Below are 22,462 nucleotides of genomic sequence, written 5' to 3' on the forward strand. Positions count from 1 at the left end.
CGTTCAGCGGGAGTTGACCGCCTGGTTGCTGGGCAGTCCGACGTACGGGAACCGGTCACCGAAGCGGACGTCGTTGCCGTTCACCCGGTCACCCTTGGCGAGCGCCGGCACGAGCTTGCCGGTCAACGCCGCCCCGACCACAGCCTGGATCTCGATGTCCACGACGTCGTCGGTGAGCCTGCGCCCGTTCGGGAACCCCTGCAGGTCCCCTCCCAGCACCCCGAGACGGTTGGGGTTGCGGGTCACCGGCGTGGACATGTTGAGCCGCAACATCTCCGACGGCTGGAACCGCTTCGGGTCCACGTCGGCGTTGTTCAGCTGCGAGTTGAGATCGGCCTTGATCGGCCCGCCCGCCTTCGTCGTGATCCCGGTCAGGAAGATCTCCACGAGGTCGGTGCGCGGCGTCTTCGGCGCGGGGATGCCGTAGATCGCCTGGATCAGCCGGGCCAGCTCCGGGTCGTTCACCCGGTCCAGCAACGCCTGGACCTTCGCGTCACCAACGGGTTCGAGCCCGTTGAACGCGTCCTTCAACGGCGCGGACGACACCACCTCGTTGACGAGCGGGTTGCCGAGCCTCGACACCTGCACGAAGTTGCCCTGCGGGGTCGCCTTGCCGGGATCGAGCTTCAGCGTGCGGCGCTCGGTGTCGCTCCAGACGCCGATCACCGGGTTGCGCTTCGGGTCGCCCTTGAGCGCGAGCATCGTCTTGGGCAACTGGATGGCGATGGTGTTGACGTTGTAACCCATCAGGGTGTCCTGGTTGACCTCCTTCAGGTTCCCGCCGTAGAGGAGGTCGAACAACCGCAGGTCCAGGAAGAACGAGTCCTCGGACGGTCCTACGTAGACCTGGCCGCCGCCCGGGATCTTCGTCGTCGCCTGGTCCCTGATGGCGCCGAAGTTCGGGAACGACGCGGGACCGGTGTTCGACGGCGCCGCACGGCCGCCCTTCACGAGCTGGGTGGTCCTGCCCGGCTCGATGAGCTCCAGGGTGTAGTTCTGGCGGAACAACAGGTTCTCGTCGTTGATCGACGTGACGGGCCCGTTGTTGTAGAGGAAGGTGTTCGCCTTGCCTCGCCGGTCGTCCGTGCTGAACGTGAACCGGAACGTCTTGTCCGGCACCGCGTCGCCGTCCGAGTCGATGTTGAGGTCGTACCGCGCGTCGGTGGCCCACGGGTAGTAGTTGGGGCCACCGTTGGGTTCCTGCAACCCGAACCAGTTCGCGACGAGCGTGACGGTGTCGGGTTTTTCGGGGCTGGTGAAGGCGTACACGTCGGTGTTGTCGACGGCCGGGTCCGCCGCGATCAGTGGTGCCTCGCGGTGACTGGAGGCCTGCGCCGCCGGTATCGCCGCCGCCACCGCGACCACCGCCGCGGCGATCGCACCCCGGCGTAATCGCTGTTTGTTGTTACTTGGCATTGTCCTGCTCCCTTCCCACGGCGGGGATTCGGAGCAGGACGCAATCCGGTTCGGACTAAATTTTGGGGTTATTCTGCGGCTTTCGGCGCGACGACGGTGCCGCGGGCGCGCGTTACGACGATCGGCTCAGCCAGTACGTCGGCTGCCGAAGGTCCGCGTTCCGGCGCCGAACGGCACACCACCCGTGCCTCGAACTCGATTTCACGCGACCGCCTCCCGATGCGCACCAGCGTCGCCGACGCCTCGACGACGTCACCGGCCTGGATCGGCGCCGCGAACTCGACGGAGCTGTACCCGGCGAACAACCCCTCGTCGGAGTCCGTGTGGATCAGCAGCTCGGTGGCCACGTCACCGAACATGCCCAGCCCGTACGCGCCGTCGACCAGGTTGCCGCCGTAGTGCGCGTGCGAGTGCGGGACGTACCTGCGGTGGGTCACCGTGAATCCCTCGACCAATGCTCCGCTCACGCGGCGACCCCCTTCTTCTCCTGCATCGCGTGCACCAGATAGCTCGCGACCTCGCCCGGCGTGGTACCCCGGGAGAACACCCGATCAACCCCCAGTTCGCCCGCCATCAGCGGATCGAACCGCGGACCGCCCGCCACCAGCAGCGGCCGCCGGTCCCCCATCGCCTCGCGAAACGCCGCCGACATCTCCTGCGTGTTCAGGATGTGCGCGTCCCGCTGGGTCACGACCTGGGAGATCAGCACGGCGTCCGCCTTCTCGGTGCGGGCGGACCGCACCAGCTCGGGCACGGAGACCTGGGCGCCGAGGTTCACGACCTTCAGCTCCCGGTAGTACTCCAGGCCCTTCTCGCCCGCGAAGCCCTTGATGTTGAGGATCGCGTCGATGCCGACGGTGTGCGCGTCCGTGCCGATGCACCCGCCAACCACGACCAGCTTGCGCCGCAACACCTTCTTCAGGGCCGAGTTCACCTCGGACGGCGACAGCAGCGGGTACTCGCGCTCGACGACCTTGACCTCGTCCAGGTCCACCAGGTGCTTCACCGAGCCGTAGACGACGAAGAACGTGAAGTCGGCGCCGATGGGGTTCGAGTGGACCACCATCGCGGGGTCCATGCCCATCTTGTTCGCGAGCTGCAGCGCCGCGCCGTCCGCCTTGGGGCCGAAGGGGATCGGCAGCGTGAACGACGTCTGGATCATGCCGTCGCCGGTGGTGTCGCCGTACGGCCGCACGTACCTCTTCGCGTCAGACATCGTTGGCCTCCAGCATCTCCGAAGCCGGGTTGAAGTACTCGGGGGCCTTCTCGACCACGCCGTCGGCGCCCTTGCCCTTGTCCGCAGGGCGTTTCATCAGGCCGAACGTGCCGTCGGCGATGGCGTTGAGCAGGCCGTCGTCGACGATGCGCCCCAGCAGGTCCACGGCCTCGCCGAGCACCTGGTGCGCGCGCTTGACGATCAGCCCGTCCGGTGACGGCCGGAAGTCCTCCGCGAGGCTGCCCGCCGCGTTCAGCACGTACCGGACGTTCTTCAGCGCCAGGTCGCGGTCCGACAGGAACGGCGTGACGACGGCCTCGGTCATCATGCCGACGAGCAGAATGGACTGTCCTGTGAGGACACCCGCGAGGTTGAAGAACCCGTCCAGCAGATAACCGTCGAAGACGTCGCCGGTCATGTGCTTGGTCGGCGGCATCCACTTCAGAGGCGCGTCCGGGAACAGTTCGCGGGCCAGCAGGGCGTGCGCGAGCTCGAGCCGGAACGAGTCGGGCACCTTCGGGTTGATCTCGAAGGCGTGGCCGAGGCCCAGCAGGTGGTCGGGAAGTCCCGCCTCGTGGGCGAAGTGCTCGTTGAGGAGCTGGGACACCGTGACGGTGTGCGCGGCGTCGACGGCGTCCGCGGTGGTGAGGTAGTTGTCCTCGCCGGTGTTGATGATGATGCCGGCGCGGGCGTGGACCTGGCGGCTGAAGCGCTGGTCGACGAACGTGCGGATCGGGTTGATGTCGCGGAACAGGATGCCGTACATCGAGTCGTTCAGCATCATGTCGAGGCGCTGAAGTCCTGCCAGGACAGCGATCTCCGGCATGCACAGGCCGGACGCGTAGTTGGTCAGCCGCACGTACCGGCCGACCTCCTTCGACACGTCGTCCAGCGCCGAGCGCATGATCCGGAAGTTCTCCTGCGTGGCGTACGTGCCCGCGAACCCGTGGTGCGTGGCGCCTTCCGGCACGTAGTCGAGCAGCGACTGCCCGGTCGAGCGGATCACCGCGATGATGTCGGCGCCCGCGCGGGCCGCGTTCTGGGCCTGGATCACGTCCTCGTCGATGTCGCCGGTCGCGACGATCAGGTAGATCCACGGGCGTTGCGCGGGGTCGCCGAGCTTGGTGACCAGCTTGTCGCGCTGGGCCCGGTTGCGGTCGACCGCCTTGAGGCCCTTCGCCACCGCGGACGTGGACGCCTTCCTGGCGGCCGTCAGTTCCTTGCCGGTGGGGATCCTGAACTGGATCTGGCCCGCCGCGGTGGCCTCGGCCAGTTCGGTGAGGGTGCCGAGGTCGTGCTCTTTCAGCGCGTGGAACGCCGGCAGCACCACGCCGTGCTCCAGCCCGCACTGCTCGCGGACCGTGTCGATCACGCGGTTGACCCACGGGACGTCACCGGCGCGGTGGGTGGAGTCCGCGCCGGTGATGCCGGCCAGGCGGAGTGTGGCGCGCTCGACGGCGACGGTGGTGTGCGCTTTCGCGAGCGACACCACCGGTTCGGCCGCCCGCGCGGCGAGTTCGCGCGCGGTGGCGACGACCTTGGGGTCGAGGTCGAGCAACGCCATGAGTCACTTCCTCTCGTAAATCGTCCGGCCGTTCAGGACGGTGCGCACGCAGACCGGCGCGGGGCCGGTGAGGTCGGGCAGTCCGGGCACGCCCGAACGCGGGTCGGTCGACCAGCGCTGCACCCGTGCGTCGCTGCCGGCGACGACCAGGTCGCCGGTCTCCCACACCGCGTACGTCGCGGGCGCGCCGGGCTGCAGGGTGCCGGTCAGGCCGTCGTTCACGCCCGCCGCGCGCCAGCCGCCGCGGGTGTGGGCGGTGAAGGCGGCACGCGGGGAGACGCCGTGGCCGTCGGTCCTGTGGTGGACGGCGGCCTTCACCGCGGCCCACGGGTCGATGGCGGTCACCGGGGTGTCCGAGCCGAACGCGAGCACGACGCCCGCCGCGGCCAGCCGTGAAAAGGGGTTCAGCCCCACACCGCGCTCGTCACCGAGTCGCTGCACGTACATGCCAGTGGGCCCGCCCCACTCGGCGTCGAACAGCGGCTGGACGGAGGCGACGACGCCCCACCCGGCCAGCTTCTCCGCCTGCTCCTTCGTCACCATCTCGACGTGTTCGAGGCGGTGGCGGGCCGACGCGAGTTCAGGGGCGCCGAGCGTCTTCTCCGCGAGCTCGAAGCCCTCGACCACGGCGGCCATCCCGGCGTCGCCGATGACGTGGAACCCCGCCTGCACGCCCAGTTCGGTGCACTTGACCAGGTGGTCGGCGATCTGCCGCGCGTCCAGGTAGAGCGCACCGGACGTGTCGGCGTCGGCGTAGGGCTCGGTCAGCGCGGCGGTGCGGGAGCCGATCGCGCCGTCGACGAAGTGGTCGCCGGCGAGACCGCGCACCGGAACGTCCGGCAGTTCGTGGGCGCCCCAGTAGGCCACCACCTCGGGGCCTTCGGTGAGCGCGAGGAGCTCACGCAGGTCGTCCTCACCGGAGATGTCCGGGCCGGCGCACTCGTGCACGGACGCGATGCCCTTCGACGCCGCGTGACGCAGGAAAGTGAGTTGGGCGGCCTCACGCTGTTCGGGCGTGATGGCGGCTTTCGCCGTGCCGCGCACGTGGTGGTGGGCGGCACGCGAGAGAGGACCGTCCTCGGAGTAGCCGTCCGCTGCGCGGGCCTCGTCGGTGATCAGGTCCGACGAGACCAGGGCCGAGTGCACGTCGATGCGCGACAGGTACACCGTCTTGCCCTGCGCGGCCTCGTCGATCTCGGCGCGCGTCGGCGGCCGGTTCTCCTGCCAGCGCGTCTCGTCCCACCCGTGACCCCACACCAGGGGCCCCTCGGCGGCCCGCACCTGGTCGAGCAGCGCGTCCACGGAGGTCGTCTTCGTCAGGTCGAGGCCGGTCAGGAGCAGTCCGGCGGACGTGGCGTGCACGTGCGCGTCGACGAACGCGGGCGCGACGAAGGCGCCGCCGAGCTCGACGACCTCGGCGTCCGGGTGCAGCGCATGCCCGACCGAGTCCTGTCCGATCCACACGACGACACCGTCCGTGACGGCCATCGCCGTCGCATCCGGTGCGTAGATGCGGCCGCCGACCAAAAGTTGCGTACTCACGTCACGCAGTCTGCCGTTGCTCGAACAGGGCCCGCACACCCGCCCGCGTCCGGACCAGGTCCAACGCGAACTGGGCGTGACCAGGCACATATCCGTTGCCGACGATCATCTCCACGTCGGCCGCGAGACCCTCGGCACCGAGGGCCGCCGCGCTGAACGACGTGGCCATCGAGAAGAAGATCACGGTGCCGCCGTCCGCGGTCGCGAGGATGGCGCCGTGCTCGCATCCCGGAACGTCCACACACACGACCGTGACATCGACCTGCTTGCCCACGGCCTCGGCCACGGCCACCGGATTCCGTGCGTCCGCGATCACGACCTCGTCCGCGAGGCCGGACTCACGCACCTGCGCCGCCTCACGTTCCGTCGGCACCAACGCCACAAGACGCGACGCACCGGCCTGACGCGCGGCCGCAAGAGAGAGCGACCCGGACTTGCCGCCACCCCCGAGCACCAGCACGGACCCACCGGGATGCCTGCGCACCACACGGTCGGTCAGCGCCGGTGCACCGCACACGTCGAGCACGGACAACGCCAGCTCGTTCGACATGTCGTCCGGCAGCACGGCCGCGATCGACCGCCCGAACAGCACCGCAGTCCCCCGGCACGGCACCTGCTCGTCCTCGCCGTCCCAGTCCTGCAGGCCGTCGTTGATCCGCAGCGGCGTCAGCGTGAGGCTGACCAGCGTCGCGATCCGGTCCCCGGCCTTGAGCCCGAGCGGCGACTCCGGCCCCACCTCGAGCACCGTGCCGAGCAGCATGCCGCCCGACCCGGTGACGGGGTTCTGCATCTTGCCGCGCTCGCCCACGATGTCGAGCACGGCCTGCCGGACCGCGGCGCCACTGCCATGCTGCTCCCTGAGCTGCCGGAACGAGGCCGCGTCCAGGTTGAGCCGCTCGACCGCGACGACCACCTCGTCGGCGGCGGGCACGGGCTCCGCGTCGAGCCGCCACGCCTGCTGCGGCAGGACGCCGGCAGGCTCGATGACGCGGTGCAGTCCGTACGCGCTCACGCGAAAATCCTTCGGTCGACGACGCTGTCTCGACAATATCTTCACGTGAGACGACAAGATCCCGCAAGCATCACTCGGAAATCAGGCGGTACCAGCGGCAGTCGTAGGGCCCGAGGTCGACCTTGGCACCGATCTTCGCGGGCTTCACCCGCCCACCCGTCAGCAGGTCGTCGAGGACTCCCTCGGCCGGCACCCGCACCGTGACCTCCTGGTCGGTGAAGTTGTGCACGACGATCACCGAGCCGCCGTCGCAGTCCGCCCGATGGGCGAACACGGCCGGATCACCGACGTCGAGCACCTGCACCTCACCCCACGCCAGCTCCGGGCACTCCCGGTAGCGCTCGACCAGCAGCCGCATCCAGGTCAGCAGCGAGTCGGGGTCACGACGCTGCTCCCCCGCCGCATCCCAGTCCATCGGCACGCGCACCGCGAGCCTGCCCTCCAGCGACAGGTCCTCCTCCAGCCCGATCTCCTCGCCGTAGAACAGCACCGGTGTCCCCGGCAGGCTGAACAGCAGGCTGTAGACCAGCCGGATGCGGCGCTGGTCGCCGTCGAGCATGCCGGGCAGGCGCCGCCGCAGACCGCGGCCGTAGAGCTGCATCTCCGGGTCGGGGCCGAAGGCGTCGAAGACCTCCTGGCGTTCGTCGAGCGGCAGCTTGTCCAGGGTCAGCTCGTCGTGGTTGCGCACGAACGTGGCCCAGTGCCCGTCGCGTGGCGGCGCCGGACGTTCCTGCAGGGCCTTGACCAGCGGACCCGTCGACTTCCGGGCCAGGGCGAGGTACATCGCCTGCATGCCGACGAAGTCGAAGCACATGGTCAGCTCGTCGCCGACGCCCTGGCCGTAGAAGGCCATCGTGTCCTTGTACGGCAGGTTGACCTCGCCCAGCAGCACGGCCTCGCCGTTGCGGCGGTTGAGGAAAGCCCGCAGGTCGGTCAGGTAGTCGTGGGGGTCGGGCAGCGAGACTGCGTCCGCGGGGTCGTTGTGCTCCAGCAGGAACGGGACCGCGTCGACCCGGAAGCCGCTCAGGCCCAGCTCCATCCAGAAGCCCATGATGCGGGCGATCTCGTCGCGCACCTCCGGGTTGGTCACGTTGAGGTCGGGCTGGTGCTTGTAGAAGCGGTGCAGGTAGTACTTCCCGACCTCCTCCGAGTACTCCCAGAGCGAGTCCTCCTTGTCGGGGAACGTGACTCCCTGCGGGCCGTCGGTCTGGGGCTCGTCTGCCCAGACGTACCAGTCGCGCTTGTCCGGGTCGTGGAACCACGGGTGCTGGTCGGAGGTGTGGTTGACGACGAGGTCGGCGATCACTCGCATGCCTCTGTCCCGTGCGGCGCGCACGAACTCCACGAAGTCACCCAGCGAACCCAGCCGCGGATCAACGCCGTAGAAGTCGGTGATGTCGTAGCCGTCGTCGCGTTCGGCGGTCGGATAGAACGGCATCAGCCACACACACGTGACGCCCAAGGCGTGAAGGTGGTCGATGCGTTCGGTGGCGCCGCGGAAGCCGTCGTCGGAGAACGTCTCCACGTCGAGGCAGTAGAGCACGGCGTTCTTCCACCAGACGTCAGACGTGCGGATCACGCGGTCACCTCCGGTAACACGTGCTCGCCGAACGCGTCGACGAACGGGATCAGGTCCTGGCCCACGTGGTGCAGGTAGATCTCTTCGAAACCGAGGTCCGCGCACGTCCGCAGCTGTTCGGCGTGCCACTTCAGGTCCGCGGACACGTTGACGACCTCCGCGACCTGCTCCGGCGTGACGTGTTCGGCGACGACGTCGAAGTGCTCGGCCAGTTCGAGGTCCCAGCACACGGGCGGACGGAACACGTTGGTGCGCCACTGCTCGTGCGCGATCGCGAGAGCCGTGTCGTCGTCTTCGGCCCAGCTCAGGTGCATCTGCAGGTGGAGCTTGCCCTTGCCACCCGCGTCCCGGTAGGCGTCCACGAGCTCCCGCAACCGCTCCGGCGGCGCGTTGACCGTGATCAACCCGTCGGCCCACTCGGCGCACCAGCGGGCGGTCGCCGGGCTCACGGCGGCACCGATCAGCAGCGGGACCTCGTCCGGCAACGTCCAGAGCCGCGCGCGGTCGACCGTGACCAGGCCGTCGTGGCTGACCTCCTCGCCGGACAGCAGCGCGCGGATCACGTCCACGCACTCGCGCAGCCGTGCCGTCCGCACGTCCTTGCGCGGCCAGCCGTCGCCGGTGATGTGCTCGTTGCTGGCCTCGCCGGTGCCGAGCGCGGCCCAGAACCGGCCGGGGTACATCGCGGCGAGAGTGCCGATCGCCTGGGCCGTGATCGCCGGGTGGTACCGCTGGCCCGGCGCCGTGACCACGCCGAACGGGAGTGCGGTTGCCTGCAGTGCCGCACCGAGCCAGGACCAGGCGAACCCGGACTCGCCCTGGCGAGCGCTCCACGGCGAGAAGTGGTCCGAGCTCATCGCGGCGCCGAACCCGCCCTGCTCGGCCCTGCGCACAGCGGTCAGCAGGGCTGAGGGGTGGATCTGCTCATGGGACGCATGTATGCCGTAAACGGTCATGCCCGCCAGGTACCCAGCAATTCGTTCGAGAAAGCGTTGAACCGATGCCGAACGGCGTCCGTGTCCACTGCAGCACCCTCACCGCGGAGGAGGATCGGCGATGTTCAACGAGACCCGAGTCGGCACTGCGACAGTCGTTGAGTTCGTTCGGCCGGACGGCTCGCTCGAGCCGATGAACGTCGACCTCCAGTACCGCTCAGACGATCCGCATGCCGTGACCATGCGTTTTCAGGCGCGCGACCAGGAGTCGATCTGGCTCGTCGGCCGTGAGCTGCTCGCGGACGGGATCCTGTCGCCCACCGGGCTCGGGGACGTCCGGCTGCGTCCCGGCGACGGGGACGTGCTCGTGCTGGAGCTGTTCACCGAGGACTCGCACGCGGTGTTCCACATGTCGGCGACCGAGCTGCAGAAGTTCCTGGACTCGACCTACGCGGCGGTGCCCGCCGGCCGTGAGGTGCTCGACTTCGAGCTGCTGATGAAGGACCTCCTGGGCTGACGTTCCGGCGCGTTCCGCGACTCTAGAGGCGCAGGCCCAGCACGAGCTTGTCCGCGGAGTCGACCACGCGGAAGCCGAGGTGCTCCCAGAAGCCGATCGCGTGTGTGTTGTGGTGCCGCACGTGCACATGGACGCCCTTCTCCAGACGTTCGAGCACGCTGCGGACAAGCATGCCGCCGAACCCTCTGCCCTTCGCGCGGGGCAGCAGATTCGCGTGCATGTGCGCCGGGTAGTCGCGGATCAGGATCGGGTCGACCCGGGCGGGCGTGTGGAACTGCTGCACGATCCGGTTCGCGTTCGGCGCCAACGGATACCGAACGCGCAGGTCAGGCCACCAATCACGGTCGCAGCGGTCCTCGAACGCCTCCGTGTCGGCCGTCGCGAGCGCATAACCGCAGGCCCCTCCGTCGTCCTCCGCCACGAACGCCAGATCGGGCTCGAACGCCACGTACGGGCCGACGTAGGCGTGGCCCATCAGGCGTGGGTCCTCGAACAGGTGACGCGCGCCCAGCCCACCGTTGCCGGTGTCGAGGCAGATGTCGTACAGCGCGTCCAGGTCCGAGAGCCGGTACGCGCGGATCACGTGAGCTCGCGCCGGTCCACGATGACGACCGGGTCGGCGTCCACGGTGATGACCTCGCCCTCGACGACCTGACCGGCACCGAAGCGGCGTTCGTGCTCGAACTTGAGCGCCGCCGCCTCCGCCTTGCGCGCGATCCGCCGACTGACGAGCTTGCGCGTGGGCGGGAACAGCAGGAACAACGCGGCCACGTCGCTGATGAACCCAGGCACCATGATCAACGCACCGGCCGCCGCGATCAGCACGCCGTCCGCCATCTCCTGGTGGGGCTGCTGGCGCTGGAACACCGACTCGCGGAACGCGGCCATCGTCTGCGCACCCTGACGGCGCACCAGCGACAGACCGACGAGGGTCCCGAGCAGGAGCAGCGCGATCATCCAGAGCCCGCCGATGGCGTTGCCGACGGCGACCATGACCGCGATCTCGGCGAACATCCCGAGCAGCAGCAGCGCGAAAAGGGGCATACCCGTCCAACGCACGAGGCCGCGCAATTGCTCCCGACCAGCGTTCCACCAGGGCTTGAGCTGAAATATTTACGGCAGCCTAGCGATATGACAGGATATCTTTACGCGACCTCGACGCTGAGGAGTACGGATGACCGCGCTGCACGACGCCACCACGGCGCTGGAGCGGCTGGACCGCCAGCCGTACACGTACGTCCGCCGTGAGCTGGTCGAACCAGACTGGCGACGCTTCCCCGGCTGGTCGCACGTGACCGACGCGCAATGGCGCGACGTCCAGTGGCAACGCGTGAACTGCGTCAAGAACGTGAAGCAGCTCCGCAAGGTCGCGGGCGATCTGCTCACCGACAGGTTCTACGACGACCTGGCCGCGGACATGGGCGCGTTCGCGACGATGTCGATGCTGATCCCGCCGCAGATGTTCAACACCATGGCGGTGGACGCGGACCTCACCCCGGATGCCTTCACCGAGGCGTTCCTGAACGACCCGGTCCGCCGCTACATGCTCCCGGTCGCCTCAGACCGCGACCCGCACTGGCCGTCACACCCGCACTCCCAGCGCGACTCGCTGCACGAGGCGGAGATGTGGGTCGTCGAAGGCCTCACCCACCGCTACCCCACCAAGGTCCTCGCCGAGATGGTGTCGACCTGCCCGCAGTACTGCGGGCACTGCACCCGCATGGACCTGGTCGGCAACTCCACGCCGTTGATCGACAAGCACAAGCTCTCCCTGAAGCCGGTCGACCGCCAGGACCAGATGATCGAGTACCTGAAGAAGACCCCGGGCGTCCGCGACGTCGTGGTCTCCGGCGGCGACGTGGCGAACGTGCCGTGGCCGCAACTCGAGTCGTTCCTCATGCGCCTGCTGGACATCGAGACGGTCCGCGACGTCCGCCTCGCCACCAAGGCACTGGCCGGCCTCCCGCAGCACTGGCTCCAGCCCCGAGTCGTCGAGGGCCTCGAACGCGTGGCCCGCACCGCCTCCCGCCGCGGCGTCAACCTCGCCATCCACACGCACGTGAACCACGCCCAGTCCGTGACACCCCTCGTCGCCGAGGCCGCCAGGACCGCGCTCGAGGTCGGCGTGCGGGACGTCCGCAACCAGGGCGTGCTGATGAAGGGCGTCAACGCGACGTCGGACGACCTGCTGGACCTTTGCTTTGCGCTGCAAGGGGAAGCGAACATCCTGCCGTACTACTTCTACATGTGCGACATGATCCCCAACGCAGAACATTGGAGGGTGTCCGTCTGGGAGGCGCAAGAGCTGCAGCACGCGATCATGGGCTACCTGCCCGGCTACGCGACGCCGCGGATCGTGTGCGACGTCCCGTACGTGGGCAAGCGGTGGGTGCACCAGCTCGCCGAATATGACCGTGAGCTGGGCATTTCCTACTGGACGAAGAACTACCGCACCGGGATCGAGCTCGAGGACCCGGAGGCTCTCGACCGTCGCTACCCCTACTACGACCCGATCTCCACCCTCGGCGCGGCCGGCCAGAAGTGGTGGTCCGACCAGACCTGATGGGTCACGATGGGGCCGTTCTCGGAGCACCTTCCGATGGCGGCCCCATCGGCATGTTTTGCCTGTTCAGACCCATCGCGACTCATTGGGTCTCGACGAGAAGGGGCCCAGAAGGGGCCCCAGAAGTCCAAAGTAGACAGATGCTTTAGTCCATAGTGGATGATGCCATTCCGGCATTGGTCTAGCACCACGGCGCAGCTCCACTCCAGAGACACGACGCCCCGCCACCTCGCGGGCGCCCACCAGAGCCATGTCGCGACACGCACATCTCGCCGAGGGATACATCCGCGCCATACACGGAGAGCAGCCAGGGGCAGACGGCTTGACTGTCGAAGACCGAGTTCAGGCACGCCGTCAAGACACCTCCGAAAAGGACAACCCACCGGACGTGCACATGGTGCTGTCGGAGTCGTGCCTGCGGAGCGAGTGGGCGGACCCGGCGGTGATGCGAGACCAGATGGAGTACCTGGTCGAGCTTTCACAGCGCCCAAACCTGATGATCCAAGTTGCCGTTCAAAGTCCCTGCTGGCCGCCGAATCGTTCTTGGAACGTCGTTCACCCTCGTCCGGGTTCCGTCACCAGGTGCAGCCGGCCATCTGGAGTTGGCCTACACAGAGAGCGAAAGTCAGATCCGATATCTGGATGACGAACTGAGCCTGAACGCGCACGATCAGGCACATGCTCGTCTACCAGCCGCGGCCCTGAGCTACGAGAAGTCGCGAGAGTTCATGCGCCAGGTGGCGCGTGACTTCGGCAAGTAGCAGTCAGCAGGCAGAGGAGAGACCAGGAGATAACCGCATGCGCACCGACGTTCGAGGAAGGTGACTTCCGCAAGTCCAGCCGGAGCGTCCCAGACTAAGGACTGCGTTCAAATCGCTCGGCGCGACAGCATCGCGGAGGTTCGGGACACCAAGAAGTCCTTCGGTGCCCCTGATGATCACCGACTGTCGTTTAATGCCGCACAGTTCGACGACTTCCTTGCACGACTCGCCCGCGGCGACCTGTCAGACGGTTGCATCGAGGTCGTCGTTCGCGAAGGTTCCATCTGGATCTTCCGGAGCCGAGTGCCGCAGCGCGGCAGCGTCACCGAACTTGAGTTCACGACCAGCGAGTTCATGGCGTTTTGCCTCGCTGCTGCGGACGGGGAGTTCGCTAAGCACGCGTTCACTGCGACGGCATGAACCCACGGCTCTCCGAAGGACTGCAAGGGAGTACATCTGCAGCTCAGGTAGCGACACAGCGCCCGCCGCCTGAGACAGTGGCGCGGATGCGGTTCATCAAGCGGGCACAGGAACTGGGCTTCCCGCTCGCCGAGATCGACACCCTGCTGCTTCTCGCCGACGGCGACCTGGACAGGTGCGACGGTGTTCGGGCGCTCACCGCCGACAAAATCATCGTTTTGCGACGACGCATCGCGGGCCGGCAGGCGCTGGAAGCCGGGCTGACCAACCTGGTGACGACCAGCAACCGACCCCGAACACGGCGGGACTGCCCCATCCTGCACGAGCTCGGCGAGATGGATCAGCTATGACAGACCCAGGAGTACGAGATGCGCGTTGAGCTGTTGCTCGCCCCTGACTGCCCGAACACGTCACCGGCCAAGGTCGCATTGAATGAGGCACTGCGCGAACTCGCGCTCACCGTCTCTGTACTGGAGCGCGTCGGAGACTTCCCGGCGCCCACGGTGCTGATCGACGGCGTCGATGTCGTGAACGACAACGTCGGCGCACCACAGATGCAAGCCTGCCGACTGGACGTGCCCACCGTTCCGAAGCTGTTCGCTGCCCTTCGCCGCAGTACAGCCAACCGGAGTGGATCGCCGACGTAGAAGGTTCACCAATCTAGCTTGGGATGCCAGCGCAGATGATCGACGGATCGCGCTCACAATGCTGGATCAGGGGATCGGCGTTCCACATTCGCCGGGATCGCTTCTCGAGCCAGGCGTTGTGCAGGCGCACCGGAGCTCCGAGTGGCGCGCCGATCACCACCCCAAGAGTGCGCCGACGAGGACGAGCTCCGGAACGTTCATTCACCAAGTATTGAACCGCCGAGGCGATCGTCCCTGTACCTGCTGAGAACGCTCCGCAGGAAGTGAGTTCGCTAGTCCTGGCATCCACATCCCGACGCCGTTTTGGCCTCCATGAGGGTGACGGTCGGGTCGATTGACTGCTCAGCGGGAGCGCAGCAGGCGCTGACGCCGCAGCACGAGGCTTCACTCTGCGCCGGTGCAGCAGACCCGACTAGCTCGATGTCGAGTGGCTTCACTGCACGAACAATGGCTCCATGCATGCGATCGGCGGCCTCGAACGTCGGAGTGATCTCGATGCCCGTGAAACCGGCAGTCTGCAGGCCTTCGCGGTACTCGGCGAAGGTGAGCGCTCCGGCGATGCAGCTGACGTAGGAGCCGCGTTCGGCTCGCTCGGTGGGCGTGAGATGGTCGTCAGCGACGACGTCGGAGATGCCGATGCGGCCACCGGGTCGCAGAACGCGGAAGGTCTCGGCGAACACGGCGGGCTTGTCGACGGACAGGTTGATGACGCAGTTGGAGATCACGACGTCGATGGTGTTGCCGGGCAACGGGATGGCCTCGATGTTGCCCTTCAGAAACTCGACGTTGGTCGCGCCAGCCTTTTCGGCGTTGGACAGTGCCAGCGCGAGCATCTCGTCGGTCATATCGAGGCCATAGGCCTTGCCGGTCACGCCGACGCGGCGAGCGGAGAGCAGGACGTCGATGCCGCCGCCGGAACCAAGGTCGAGGACACGCTCACCCTCGCGGAGCTCGGCGACCGCGATGGGGTTGCCGCAGCCGAGCGAGGCGGCAACAGCCTCGGCTGGCAGTTCGTCACGCTGGGCAGCCGGGTAGAGCATGGCACCAAAGGTCTCGTCGACCTCCACCGCCTGTCCGCTGCAGCACCCGCTTCCCCCTTGCGTGACGGCGACTGCGGCTGCGGCGTAGCGGGCTCGGACGGTCTCGCGCAGTTCGGTCTGATCGCTCATGAGCGGCACCCCTCCAGGTTGTATAGACGTTTGTCTATGTCATGTTTGCACCGGAGGCGAAGTCGAGTCAATATTGAAGTATGTCGAACCAAGACGAGGGCTGCTGCGAGCCGCTGCCCGAGGAGCCGCTTGCCAAAGAGCAGGCTGCGGAGGCCGCGGCCGTGTTCAAGGTGCTCGGCGATCCGGTGCGCTTGCGGCTGCTGTCGTTGATCGCGTCGCGGCCGTCCGGGGAGGTCTGCGTCTGCGAACTGACGCCGGCGTTCGAGCTTTCGCAGCCGACGATCTCGCATCACCTCAAGCTGTTGCGCCAGGCCGGCTTGGTCGACTCCGAGCGGCGCGGCACGTGGGTCTACTACCGGCTGCGACCGGAAACCACGGATCGGATGTCCGCACTGCTCGCCAGCGTCAGCGGAGAGCGCACTCCGGCGTAGGTAGACAGGGTTCGCCTGCTGTTCACGTTCGCTTCGCGTGCGGACTGGGAGGACCACCTAGGGTCCTGGATCGACATAAACCGATCTACGCAATCGGCTCATGTCGTTCCCGAACGGACTCGCATGGAGGTGCCGTGCCGCCGCGTCCCACCACGGACCAGCGGATCATCCCGCTGCCCCTGGCGTCGACCAACCACGCCGGGCGTTCTGCCCTGACCTGCCGCTACCGCTGCGGCGACGCCTGCTTCCACGAGGCGCCCAACACCTCTGACAACCCTTACCTCGGCGATGTGATCGCGAGCGCGGTCTCTCGTCGCTCACTGCTCAAGACCACCGCCGTACTGTCGCTCGCCGCCGGCGGAACTGCGGCTGTCGCCGCGCCCGCTGCGGCTGACATCGAGGCCGATCGTCGATTCGGCGGTGGCCGCGGCCTGCGCTTCGAACCGGTGGCGCACAACAAGCTCGACGCCGTAGTCGTGCCACCCGGCTACACGCAGGACGTCGTGATCCGCTGGGGCGACGCGGTTCTGCCGGGTGCGCCCGCGTTCGACTCCACGAAGCAGACCGCTACCGCGCAGGCGAAGCAGTTCGGCTTCAACGTCGACTACCTCGCGCTGCTGGAACTGGACCGCGACCGGCTCGTGCTCGTCGCGAACCACGAGTACACCAGCGAGCTGGTGATGTTCGCCGGGTACAGCTCGGCCAACCCGACGCGCGAGCAGGTGGAGATCGCCTGGGCCGCGCACGGGTTGAGCGTCGTCGTCCTGGACGACCACCGCGGCAAGCTCACTCCGGCCAGGCACCGGCTCAACCGGCGCATCACGGCCACCAGCAAGCTCCAGTTCACCGGTCCGGCAGCGGGAAGCTCGTTCCTGAAGACGTCGGCGGATCCGTCCGGCCGCACGGTGCTGGGCACGCTCAACAACTGCGGTGGCGGCGTCACGCCGTGGGGAACCGTGCTGTCCGGCGAGGAGAACTTCAACCAGTACTTTGGCAACGCCGACCTCGTCACTGACCCGGACACGAAGACCCGGTTGGCTCGCTACGGCTTGCGTGGTCTGGCGAGCGAGCGCAAGTGGGAGCGGTTCGACAAGCGCTTCGACGTGGCGCAGGAGCCCAACGAGGTCAACCGGCACGGCTGGGTCGTGGAGATCGACCCGTTCGACCCGGACTTCGTGCCGCGCAAGCGGACCGCGCTCGGCCGGTTCAAGCACGAGGCCGCCGAACCGAGGCTCACGCCGGACGGCCGGGTCGTGCTCTACATGGGCGATGACGAGCGGTTCGACTACTTCTACAAGTTCGTGTCCACGAACCGTATGAAGCACGGCCGCAGCGAGTCCGCGCGCCGGCACAACCTGACGTTGCTCGACGAGGGCATGCTCTACGTCGCCAAGTTCACCGGCGACAGCCCGGCCGCGGAGATCGACGGCACCGGCAAGCTGCCCTCGGACGGCGCGTTCGACGGCAGCGGCGAATGGGTGGCGCTGGCAAGCGGGAACACGTCGTTCGTGCCGGGCATGACGGCCGCCGAGGTCTACGTCTTCACGCGCCTGGCAGCCGACAAGGTGGGCGCGACGAAGATGGACCGGCCCGAGGACGTCGAGCCGCACCCGGACAACGGGACCGTCTACATCGCACTGACGAACAACAGCGACCGCGGTGCGGTGGGCAAGCCGTTAACAGACGAGGCGAACCCGCGCACGCGCAACCGGCACGGACAGATCATGGAGGTCGTCGAGTCGCGCAACAACGCTGCCGCGACCAGCTTCCGGTGGCGGTTGTTCCTGGTGTGCGGTGACCCGGCAGACCCGAGCACGTACTTCGCCGGGTTCCCCAAGGACCAGGTGTCCGCGGTGTCGTGCCCGGACAATCTGGCGTTCGACAGCCACGGCAACCTGTGGATCGCGACCGACGGCAGCGCACTCGGCTCCAACGACGGCCTGTTCGGCGTGGCCGTCGAGGGCCGGTATCGCGGTCAGGTCAGGCAGTTCCTCACGGTGCCGGTCGGTGCGGAGACGTGCGGGCCGATCATCGAGGAGCGGCGGATCATCGTCGCCGTGCAGCACCCCGGCGAGCTCGACGGTGCGACGGTCGAGAAGCCTGGATCGACGTGGCCCGGCGGTCCAGGCACCATCGCGCGGCCGTCCGTGGTCGCGGTTCGCCGAACCGATCGAGGCAGGATCGGCGACTAGGACTCGGCTACCGATGGCCGGGATCGGTTAGTGGGAACGACTAACCAAAGCGGGGACCGTCCGGTTCGGACGGTCCCCACTTCCGTTCTCACGCACGAGCCGGGACACCGAGCTCGTTGAGCAGGCCGCGGACCCTGCGCTCGATCTCGTCGCGCACGGGGCGCACGTCGGCGACGTCCTTGCCCGCGGGGTCGTCGAGGGTCCAGTCCAGGTAGCGCTTGCCGGGGAACACCGGGCAGGCGTCGCCGCAGCCCATCGACACGATCACGTCGGCGGCGCGGACGATCTCGTCGGTCCACGGCTTGGGGAACTCGCGGGAGATGTTGATGCCGCGCTCGTGCATGGCTTCGACAGCGGCCGGGTTGATCTCGTTGCCAGGCTCGGAGCCGCCCGACCAGGCCACTGCGCGGTCCTCGGCGAGGTCCTCGAAGAAGCCGAGCGCCATCTGGCTGCGGCCGGCGTTGTGGACGCAGAGGAAGAGCACGATCGGCTTGGTGTCGGTCACGTGCCCCTCGACCTTGGCCAGCGCGTGCAGGCGTTGACGGGCGAAGCGTTCGGCCAGCAACGGCAGGAAGTTCGGGATGGTGCTGTTCGAGGCGAACTGGTCGTAGCTGGTGCTCAGGAACCGTTCGATGGTCTCGGTGCTGAAGATGCCGTCGAACTGCTGCCGCAGGCGGCTGGCGGCGGTCTTGAGGGCGAGTTGCTGGTCGATGCTGAGGGTCATCGGTCTTCTCCAGACTGGTGAACGACGGGGGCCAGCCGGTCGACCCGGTCGGCGAGGTCGAGATAGGCGTGCTCGAAGGCGTCCTCGGTGCCGGCGCGCGCCGGGTCGGGAACCGACCAGTGCAGGCGCTCCAGGTCGCCGAGCTGTTCGTGGGCGTTGTCGCAGACGGCGACCACGAGGTCGTCCGGCCGCAGGATGTCCTCGACGTGAGCGGTGCGGGCGCGGGCGAGCGGAATGCCGTGAGCCTCGGCGGTCACGACCGCGAGCGGGTGCACTCCGTCCGCAGGCTTCGTGCCAGCGGAAGCGGTGGGCACGGTGCTGCGTTTCTTCCACAGCGCGGCGGCGAGCTGCGAGCGCGCCGAGTTGTACGTGCAGACGAAGACCACGCGCGGGGCGACGCGACTCCCGGCCGGACCGAGACCGGTCAACGCTTCGACGCGCAGGCGCAGGTAGTTGCGGCGCTGGTCCCCTTCGGAACGGATGCGTTCGAGGACACCAGCCTGTTCGAGCAGCTTCACGTGATGCGCCAGCAGGTTGCTGGGCAGGCCGAGTTCGCGGCCGACCTCGCTGGGCGAGGCGTCGCCGAGGAGCAGCCGGTCGACGATCGCCAGCCGTGCGGGTTCGCCGAGCACCGCGTGCAGCCGTGCCCGCTCCACCACCGAGGAAGACCACTCAACGTTCATTGACTCAATGATCGTTGAGCATTTTGGCAAAGTCAAGCCTCGACGGACACTGTGTGACGTGAGCGATGCGTCGGTAGGAGCGATCAAAGTCCTGGTCGGGGCGTTCGACGACATCGTGGCCGCAGGCCGGTTGGTCGTCCCCGCCGAGAAGGAACAGCTCGTCACGGCGGTCTTCGGCTGGTGGTCTTGGATCAACCGCAGCTGCAAGCTCGTTCTGCTTGCTCACGAGGCCGGTTTAGCCCACGAGAGCATTCCCGGCACGCGCTCGATCGTCGAACACAGCCTCGTCCTGCAATGGGTCGTGGATGTCGGCGCGGACGCACTGGCCACAGTGGACGCTGTCGACGAGGAACGTCGCCGCAAGCTGTACGACGAACTCGTGGCGGTCGGCTCGCCAGTGCCGGACGACGTCACGCGGCCTGAGCGCACGACGCATCCACTTCAGGCCTACGTGTCGAACTTCGCCCGGCTTTGCGCCGCTTACGGGGCCAAGGATCTCTACCTCCGGTATCGGATGATGTCGACGCACATCCACCCGACTGCCAAGGGCGCGGAGGCCTACGTCCTCGACGGACGCCCAGGAGGCCAGCCCGTCGTGGATCTGTTCGAGGTCTTCATCGAGGTCACAGCCGTGTGCGTGGCCCAGGCCGCCCTCGCGATCAACAGCTTGCTGAGTGATGAGGCTCTGAGCGGAGCGATCAACGACGCTCAAGAACTCCTGGGCGTCACGATCGAGCGCCCAACGCTGCGCTGATCTTCGCCACGGTGGCCTTCGCGGTGGGCCCGACGCCGATCAGGGTCGCGGACGCAGGCCCGGTCCAGCCGCCGTACCCGAGCAGGTGCAGGCGCGGCTCCTCCACCGCGGTCGTACTGTCCACAGCCACGCGGCCGCGTTCGTCGCGCACCTTCAACGGCCCGAGGTGGCCGAGCGCGGGCCGGAACCCGGTGGACCAGATCACGACGTCCGCTTCGGCGAGCACGTCGGTGTCCATCGGCGTGGCCACGAGCAGTCCGCTGTCCCGTGCCTCTCGAACCGGTGGCACCGCGACGATGTCGCCGAGCTCCCCCACACCACCGGCGCGACGGCTGGCGATGTCGAACAGCGCCTTGCCGTCGATCTCGTCAGGCAGGTATCGCGGCGGCCGACGGGTCATCCACGTCAGCGACGCGTGCGGCACGAGGTCGGCCGCGATCTGCGCGCCTGAGTTGCCGCCACCGACCACGACGACCTTCTGTCCCGCGAACTCCAGTGGGTCCCGATAGTCGACGGTGTGCAGCTGGCGGCCGGGAAGGTCCATCAGCGGCCGGAAGGGCCGCCACCACGTGCCGGTCGCGCTGATCACGTGCCGCGCGGACCAGACGCCGGAATCGGTGTGCACCAACAGCTCGTCGCCGTCACGGCTCACCGAGCTGACTACAACGGGCCGCTGCACGGGTACGTCGTAGCGCTTCTCATACGCCGTCAGGTAATCGATCACATGCACGGCAGTCGGGTAGCCGTCCGCGAAGGCCGGCATCGGCCAGCCGGGCAACGAACTGTGGCGCGCGATCGAGAACAGCCGCAACGAGTTCCACCCGTGCGGCCATGCCCCGCCGGGAAGCGACTGGGCGTCGAGGACCACATAGGACAGACCGGCGCGCCGCAGGTAGTAGGCGGCGGCCAGCCCTGCCTGGCCGCCGCCGATCACCACGACATCAGACTTCAGCGCGGGCCGCCCAACGACGCCGCAGCCACAAGCTCACGTACACGAGCCCGACGAGCACCGGCACCTCGATCAGCGGTCCGACCACACCGGCGAGGGCCTGCCCGGAGGTCACGCCGAACACGCCGATCGCGACGGCGATGGCGAGCTCGAAGTTGTTGCCGGCAGCGGTGAACGCCAGGGTCGTGGTCCGCTCGTAGGAGAGCCCTGACGCCTTGCCCAGCGCGTAGGAACCCGCCCACATGATCGCGAAGTAGACCAGCAGCGGCAGCGCGATCCGGGCGACGTCGAGCGGGCGGTTGGTGATGGTCTCGCCCTGCAACGCGAACAGGATGACGATCGTGAACAGCAGGCCGTACAGGGCGATCGGGCCGACGCGCGGCAGGTACTTCGACTCGTACCACTCCCGGCCCTTCGAGCGCTCCCCTAGCTTGCGGCTCATGTAGCCGGCCAGCAGCGGGATGCCGAGGAAGATCAGCACGGACTTGGCGATCTCCCACGGGGAGAAGGTCACCGACGCGGTGTCGAGGCCCAGCCAGCCGGGCAGCAGGTCGAGGTAGAACCAGCCGAGCACGCCGAACATGACGACCTGGAACACCGAGTTCAACGCCACCAGTACCGCGGCGGCTTCGCGGTCACCGCACGCGAGGTCGTTCCAGATGATGACCATGGCGATGCAGCGGGCGAGGCCGACGATGATCAGGCCGGTCCGGTACTCGGGCAGGTCAGCCAGGAAGATCCAGGCCAGCGCGAACATCAGCGCCGGGCCGAGCACCCAGTTCAGCACCAGCGAGAGCACCATCGTGCGCTTGTCTCGGGTGACGGTGTCGAGCTTGTCGTAGCGGACCTTGGCCAGCACCGGGTACATCATCAGCAGCAGACCGAGGGCGATGGGCAGCGAGACCCCGTCGACCTTCACGGCCTCCAGCACGCCCTGCAGGCCAGGCACGAGGCTGCCGAGCGCGAGCCCCGCGACCATGGCGAGGCCGATCCACGCAGGCAGCCAGCGGTCCAGGAAGGACAGCCGGTGCAGGACGTCCTGCTCCGCCGTCGGGTTGGTGGTGCTCAACAGGGCCTCCTGGCATCGGAGTCGGCACGGTCGGCCAGCTCGTTAAGGCTGTCGGCGATCCCGCGCAGGGCGCCGGGTCGCAGGCGGTAGTACGTGAAGCGCCCGCACGGCTCGGTGTCGACGAACCCGGCGTCGCGCAGCACTTTCAGGTGGTTCGAGATGTTCGTCTGCTTGGCACCGGTTTCCTCGACGAGGTGACAGGTGCACAAAGCCTCACCGGCCAGCAGCTCCAGGATCTTGGCGCGCAGCGGGTCGGCGAGAACCTTCAACACATCAGCATCGAGTGACATCAGTCGGGAATGATACATCAGCGCCGACT

General features: G+C 67.8%; 26 protein-coding genes. 10 read left to right on the forward strand and 16 right to left on the reverse strand.

Annotated elements, in window-relative coordinates:
• Window positions 1-3: 3 nt before the first annotated feature.
• The 8 genes from ACSHWB_RS44415 to ACSHWB_RS44450 all read right to left on the reverse strand — a co-directional run bounded on the left by ACSHWB_RS44415 (window position 4) and on the right by ACSHWB_RS44450 (window position 9,285).
• The gene (locus ACSHWB_RS44415; RefSeq protein ID WP_439659356.1) at window positions 4-1,416 is read right to left on the reverse strand and encodes a DUF4331 domain-containing protein; all 1,413 of its coding nucleotides are present in this window, start codon (window positions 1,414-1,416) and stop codon (window positions 4-6) included.
• Window positions 1,417-1,484: 68 nt separating this feature from the next.
• A complete protein-coding gene (locus ACSHWB_RS44420; RefSeq protein WP_439659357.1) occupies window positions 1,485-1,883 on the reverse strand; it encodes a hotdog domain-containing protein in 399 nt (132 codons plus the stop codon).
• Window positions 1,880-2,632 carry an OAM dimerization domain-containing protein gene (locus ACSHWB_RS44425; protein ID WP_439659358.1) on the reverse strand — a complete coding sequence of 251 codons (753 nt, stop codon included), beginning with the start codon at window positions 2,630-2,632 and terminating at the stop codon, window positions 1,880-1,882. Before ACSHWB_RS44425 ends, ACSHWB_RS44420 begins: the two co-directional genes overlap by 4 nt.
• Complete coding sequence (locus ACSHWB_RS44430; RefSeq protein WP_439659359.1) at window positions 2,625-4,196, reverse strand: lysine 5,6-aminomutase subunit alpha; 1,572 nt, start codon at window positions 4,194-4,196, stop codon at window positions 2,625-2,627. Before ACSHWB_RS44430 ends, ACSHWB_RS44425 begins: the two co-directional genes overlap by 8 nt.
• A gap of 3 nt (window positions 4,197-4,199) precedes the next feature.
• Window positions 4,200-5,747, reverse strand: coding sequence for an amidohydrolase (locus ACSHWB_RS44435; protein WP_439664777.1), 1,548 nt, complete (start codon window positions 5,745-5,747; stop codon window positions 4,200-4,202).
• The gene (locus tag ACSHWB_RS44440; protein WP_439659360.1) at window positions 5,740-6,750 is read right to left on the reverse strand and encodes an L-erythro-3,5-diaminohexanoate dehydrogenase; all 1,011 of its coding nucleotides are present in this window, start codon (window positions 6,748-6,750) and stop codon (window positions 5,740-5,742) included. Before ACSHWB_RS44440 ends, ACSHWB_RS44435 begins: the two co-directional genes overlap by 8 nt.
• 70 nt (window positions 6,751-6,820) lie before the next feature.
• Complete coding sequence (locus tag ACSHWB_RS44445; RefSeq protein WP_439659361.1) at window positions 6,821-8,329, reverse strand: alpha-amylase family protein; 1,509 nt, start codon at window positions 8,327-8,329, stop codon at window positions 6,821-6,823.
• Complete coding sequence (locus tag ACSHWB_RS44450) at window positions 8,326-9,285, reverse strand: TIGR03885 family FMN-dependent LLM class oxidoreductase (RefSeq protein WP_439659362.1); 960 nt, start codon at window positions 9,283-9,285, stop codon at window positions 8,326-8,328. Before ACSHWB_RS44450 ends, ACSHWB_RS44445 begins: the two co-directional genes overlap by 4 nt.
• 172 nt (window positions 9,286-9,457) lie before the next feature.
• Here ACSHWB_RS44450 and ACSHWB_RS44455 point away from each other — a divergent pair, with 172 nt between their 5' ends.
• The gene (locus tag ACSHWB_RS44455) at window positions 9,458-9,781 is read left to right on the forward strand and encodes an SsgA family sporulation/cell division regulator (RefSeq protein WP_439659363.1); all 324 of its coding nucleotides are present in this window, start codon (window positions 9,458-9,460) and stop codon (window positions 9,779-9,781) included.
• Window positions 9,782-9,803: 22 nt separating this feature from the next.
• Here the strand turns inward: ACSHWB_RS44455 and ACSHWB_RS44460 are convergent, their stop codons facing one another.
• Window positions 9,804-10,364 carry a GNAT family N-acetyltransferase gene (locus tag ACSHWB_RS44460; protein ID WP_439659364.1) on the reverse strand — a complete coding sequence of 187 codons (561 nt, stop codon included), beginning with the start codon at window positions 10,362-10,364 and terminating at the stop codon, window positions 9,804-9,806.
• Window positions 10,361-10,825 (reverse strand): FxsA family protein, encoded by a 465-nt coding sequence (locus ACSHWB_RS44465; protein ID WP_439659365.1) that lies wholly within the window; start codon window positions 10,823-10,825, stop codon window positions 10,361-10,363. Before ACSHWB_RS44465 ends, ACSHWB_RS44460 begins: the two co-directional genes overlap by 4 nt.
• Window positions 10,826-10,955: 130 nt before the next feature.
• On the opposite strand from ACSHWB_RS44465, the gene ACSHWB_RS44470 reads away from it, so the two are divergent.
• The 6 genes from ACSHWB_RS44470 (at window position 10,956) to ACSHWB_RS44495 (ending at window position 14,172) form a co-directional block, all read left to right on the forward strand.
• The gene (locus tag ACSHWB_RS44470; RefSeq protein ID WP_439659366.1) at window positions 10,956-12,344 is read left to right on the forward strand and encodes a KamA family radical SAM protein; all 1,389 of its coding nucleotides are present in this window, start codon (window positions 10,956-10,958) and stop codon (window positions 12,342-12,344) included.
• A 250-nt stretch (window positions 12,345-12,594) separates the two neighbouring features.
• A complete protein-coding gene (locus tag ACSHWB_RS44475) occupies window positions 12,595-12,990 on the forward strand; it encodes a Scr1 family TA system antitoxin-like transcriptional regulator (protein ID WP_439659367.1) in 396 nt (131 codons plus the stop codon).
• Window positions 12,881-13,105 carry a Scr1 family TA system antitoxin-like transcriptional regulator gene (locus ACSHWB_RS44480; protein WP_439664778.1) on the forward strand — a complete coding sequence of 75 codons (225 nt, stop codon included), beginning with the start codon at window positions 12,881-12,883 and terminating at the stop codon, window positions 13,103-13,105. The genes ACSHWB_RS44475 and ACSHWB_RS44480 overlap by 110 nt, the downstream gene beginning before the upstream one ends.
• Window positions 13,106-13,165: 60 nt before the next feature.
• Window positions 13,166-13,525 carry a DUF397 domain-containing protein gene (locus ACSHWB_RS44485; RefSeq protein WP_439659368.1) on the forward strand — a complete coding sequence of 120 codons (360 nt, stop codon included), beginning with the start codon at window positions 13,166-13,168 and terminating at the stop codon, window positions 13,523-13,525.
• A gap of 86 nt (window positions 13,526-13,611) precedes the next feature.
• Entirely contained in the window at window positions 13,612-13,875 is a 264-nt protein-coding gene (locus tag ACSHWB_RS44490) for a MerR family DNA-binding protein (RefSeq protein WP_439659369.1), read from the forward strand.
• 18 nt (window positions 13,876-13,893) lie between these two features.
• The gene (locus tag ACSHWB_RS44495) at window positions 13,894-14,172 is read left to right on the forward strand and encodes an alkylmercury lyase (protein WP_439659370.1); all 279 of its coding nucleotides are present in this window, start codon (window positions 13,894-13,896) and stop codon (window positions 14,170-14,172) included.
• 272 nt (window positions 14,173-14,444) lie between these two features.
• Here ACSHWB_RS44495 and arsM read toward each other — a convergent pair whose 3' ends face one another.
• Window positions 14,445-15,341 (reverse strand): arsenite methyltransferase, encoded by an 897-nt coding sequence (arsM, locus tag ACSHWB_RS44500; protein WP_439659371.1) that lies wholly within the window; start codon window positions 15,339-15,341, stop codon window positions 14,445-14,447.
• An 80-nt stretch (window positions 15,342-15,421) separates the two neighbouring features.
• On the opposite strand from arsM, the gene ACSHWB_RS44505 reads away from it, so the two are divergent.
• Together ACSHWB_RS44505 and ACSHWB_RS44510 are read left to right on the forward strand one after the other, a co-directional pair.
• Window positions 15,422-15,772 (forward strand): ArsR/SmtB family transcription factor, encoded by a 351-nt coding sequence (locus ACSHWB_RS44505; protein ID WP_439659372.1) that lies wholly within the window; start codon window positions 15,422-15,424, stop codon window positions 15,770-15,772.
• A gap of 134 nt (window positions 15,773-15,906) precedes the next feature.
• Window positions 15,907-17,964, forward strand: a complete 2,058-nt coding sequence (locus tag ACSHWB_RS44510; protein WP_439659373.1) for a PhoX family protein — start codon at window positions 15,907-15,909, stop codon at window positions 17,962-17,964.
• Window positions 17,965-18,052: 88 nt separating this feature from the next.
• Here ACSHWB_RS44510 and ACSHWB_RS44515 read toward each other — a convergent pair whose 3' ends face one another.
• Together ACSHWB_RS44515 and ACSHWB_RS44520 are read right to left on the reverse strand one after the other, a co-directional pair.
• Entirely contained in the window at window positions 18,053-18,688 is a 636-nt protein-coding gene (locus tag ACSHWB_RS44515; protein ID WP_439659374.1) for an arsenate reductase ArsC, read from the reverse strand.
• Window positions 18,685-19,371 (reverse strand): helix-turn-helix domain-containing protein, encoded by a 687-nt coding sequence (locus ACSHWB_RS44520; RefSeq protein ID WP_439659375.1) that lies wholly within the window; start codon window positions 19,369-19,371, stop codon window positions 18,685-18,687. The genes ACSHWB_RS44515 and ACSHWB_RS44520 overlap by 4 nt, the downstream gene beginning before the upstream one ends.
• Before the next feature lie 58 nt (window positions 19,372-19,429).
• Here ACSHWB_RS44520 and ACSHWB_RS44525 point away from each other — a divergent pair, with 58 nt between their 5' ends.
• Window positions 19,430-20,125 carry a DUF5677 domain-containing protein gene (locus ACSHWB_RS44525; protein WP_439659376.1) on the forward strand — a complete coding sequence of 232 codons (696 nt, stop codon included), beginning with the start codon at window positions 19,430-19,432 and terminating at the stop codon, window positions 20,123-20,125.
• Here the strand turns inward: ACSHWB_RS44525 and ACSHWB_RS44530 are convergent.
• The 3 genes from ACSHWB_RS44530 to ACSHWB_RS44540 are packed head-to-tail and all read right to left on the reverse strand — an operon-like array spanning window position 20,097 to window position 22,433.
• On the reverse strand, window positions 20,097-21,062 hold the full coding sequence (locus tag ACSHWB_RS44530; RefSeq protein WP_439659377.1) for an ArsO family NAD(P)H-dependent flavin-containing monooxygenase: 966 nt from the start codon (window positions 21,060-21,062) through the stop codon (window positions 20,097-20,099). The genes ACSHWB_RS44525 and ACSHWB_RS44530 overlap by 29 nt on opposite strands.
• Before the next feature lie 4 nt (window positions 21,063-21,066).
• Window positions 21,067-22,143 carry an ACR3 family arsenite efflux transporter gene (gene arsB, locus ACSHWB_RS44535; protein ID WP_439659378.1) on the reverse strand — a complete coding sequence of 359 codons (1,077 nt, stop codon included), beginning with the start codon at window positions 22,141-22,143 and terminating at the stop codon, window positions 21,067-21,069.
• Entirely contained in the window at window positions 22,140-22,433 is a 294-nt protein-coding gene (locus tag ACSHWB_RS44540; protein ID WP_439659379.1) for an ArsR/SmtB family transcription factor, read from the reverse strand. Before ACSHWB_RS44540 ends, arsB begins: the two co-directional genes overlap by 4 nt.
• Between the last annotated feature and the right edge of the window lie 29 nt (window positions 22,434-22,462).

The organism is Lentzea sp. HUAS TT2 (assembly GCF_051853195.1).
Classification (GTDB): domain Bacteria; phylum Actinomycetota; class Actinomycetes; order Mycobacteriales; family Pseudonocardiaceae; genus Lentzea.

What these genes read in the sequence shown, in the direction of transcription:
- ACSHWB_RS44415 (WP_439659356.1), bottom strand. Translation starts at nt 1,416, where the DNA reads ATGCCAAGTAACAACAAACAGCGATTACGCCGGGGTGCGATCGCCGCG.
- ACSHWB_RS44425 (WP_439659358.1), bottom strand. Translation starts at nt 2,632, where the DNA reads ATGTCTGACGCGAAGAGGTACGTGCGGCCGTACGGCGACACCACCGGC.
- ACSHWB_RS44430 (WP_439659359.1), bottom strand. Translation starts at nt 4,196, where the DNA reads ATGGCGTTGCTCGACCTCGACCCCAAGGTCGTCGCCACCGCGCGCGAA.
- ACSHWB_RS44450 (WP_439659362.1), bottom strand. Translation starts at nt 9,285, where the DNA reads ATGACCGTTTACGGCATACATGCGTCCCATGAGCAGATCCACCCCTCA.
- ACSHWB_RS44455 (WP_439659363.1), top strand. Translation starts at nt 9,458, where the DNA reads ATGAACGTCGACCTCCAGTACCGCTCAGACGATCCGCATGCCGTGACC.
- ACSHWB_RS44465 (WP_439659365.1), bottom strand. Translation starts at nt 10,825, where the DNA reads ATGCCCCTTTTCGCGCTGCTGCTGCTCGGGATGTTCGCCGAGATCGCG.
- ACSHWB_RS44470 (WP_439659366.1), top strand. Translation starts at nt 10,956, where the DNA reads ATGACCGCGCTGCACGACGCCACCACGGCGCTGGAGCGGCTGGACCGC.
- ACSHWB_RS44475 (WP_439659367.1), top strand. Translation starts at nt 12,595, where the DNA reads ATGTCGCGACACGCACATCTCGCCGAGGGATACATCCGCGCCATACAC.
- ACSHWB_RS44490 (WP_439659369.1), top strand. Translation starts at nt 13,612, where the DNA reads ATGCGGTTCATCAAGCGGGCACAGGAACTGGGCTTCCCGCTCGCCGAG.
- ACSHWB_RS44495 (WP_439659370.1), top strand. Translation starts at nt 13,894, where the DNA reads ATGCGCGTTGAGCTGTTGCTCGCCCCTGACTGCCCGAACACGTCACCG.
- arsM (WP_439659371.1), bottom strand. Translation starts at nt 15,341, where the DNA reads ATGAGCGATCAGACCGAACTGCGCGAGACCGTCCGAGCCCGCTACGCC.
- ACSHWB_RS44505 (WP_439659372.1), top strand. Translation starts at nt 15,422, where the DNA reads ATGTCGAACCAAGACGAGGGCTGCTGCGAGCCGCTGCCCGAGGAGCCG.
- ACSHWB_RS44515 (WP_439659374.1), bottom strand. Translation starts at nt 18,688, where the DNA reads ATGACCCTCAGCATCGACCAGCAACTCGCCCTCAAGACCGCCGCCAGC.
- ACSHWB_RS44520 (WP_439659375.1), bottom strand. Translation starts at nt 19,371, where the DNA reads ATGAACGTTGAGTGGTCTTCCTCGGTGGTGGAGCGGGCACGGCTGCAC.
- ACSHWB_RS44540 (WP_439659379.1), bottom strand. Translation starts at nt 22,433, where the DNA reads ATGTCACTCGATGCTGATGTGTTGAAGGTTCTCGCCGACCCGCTGCGC.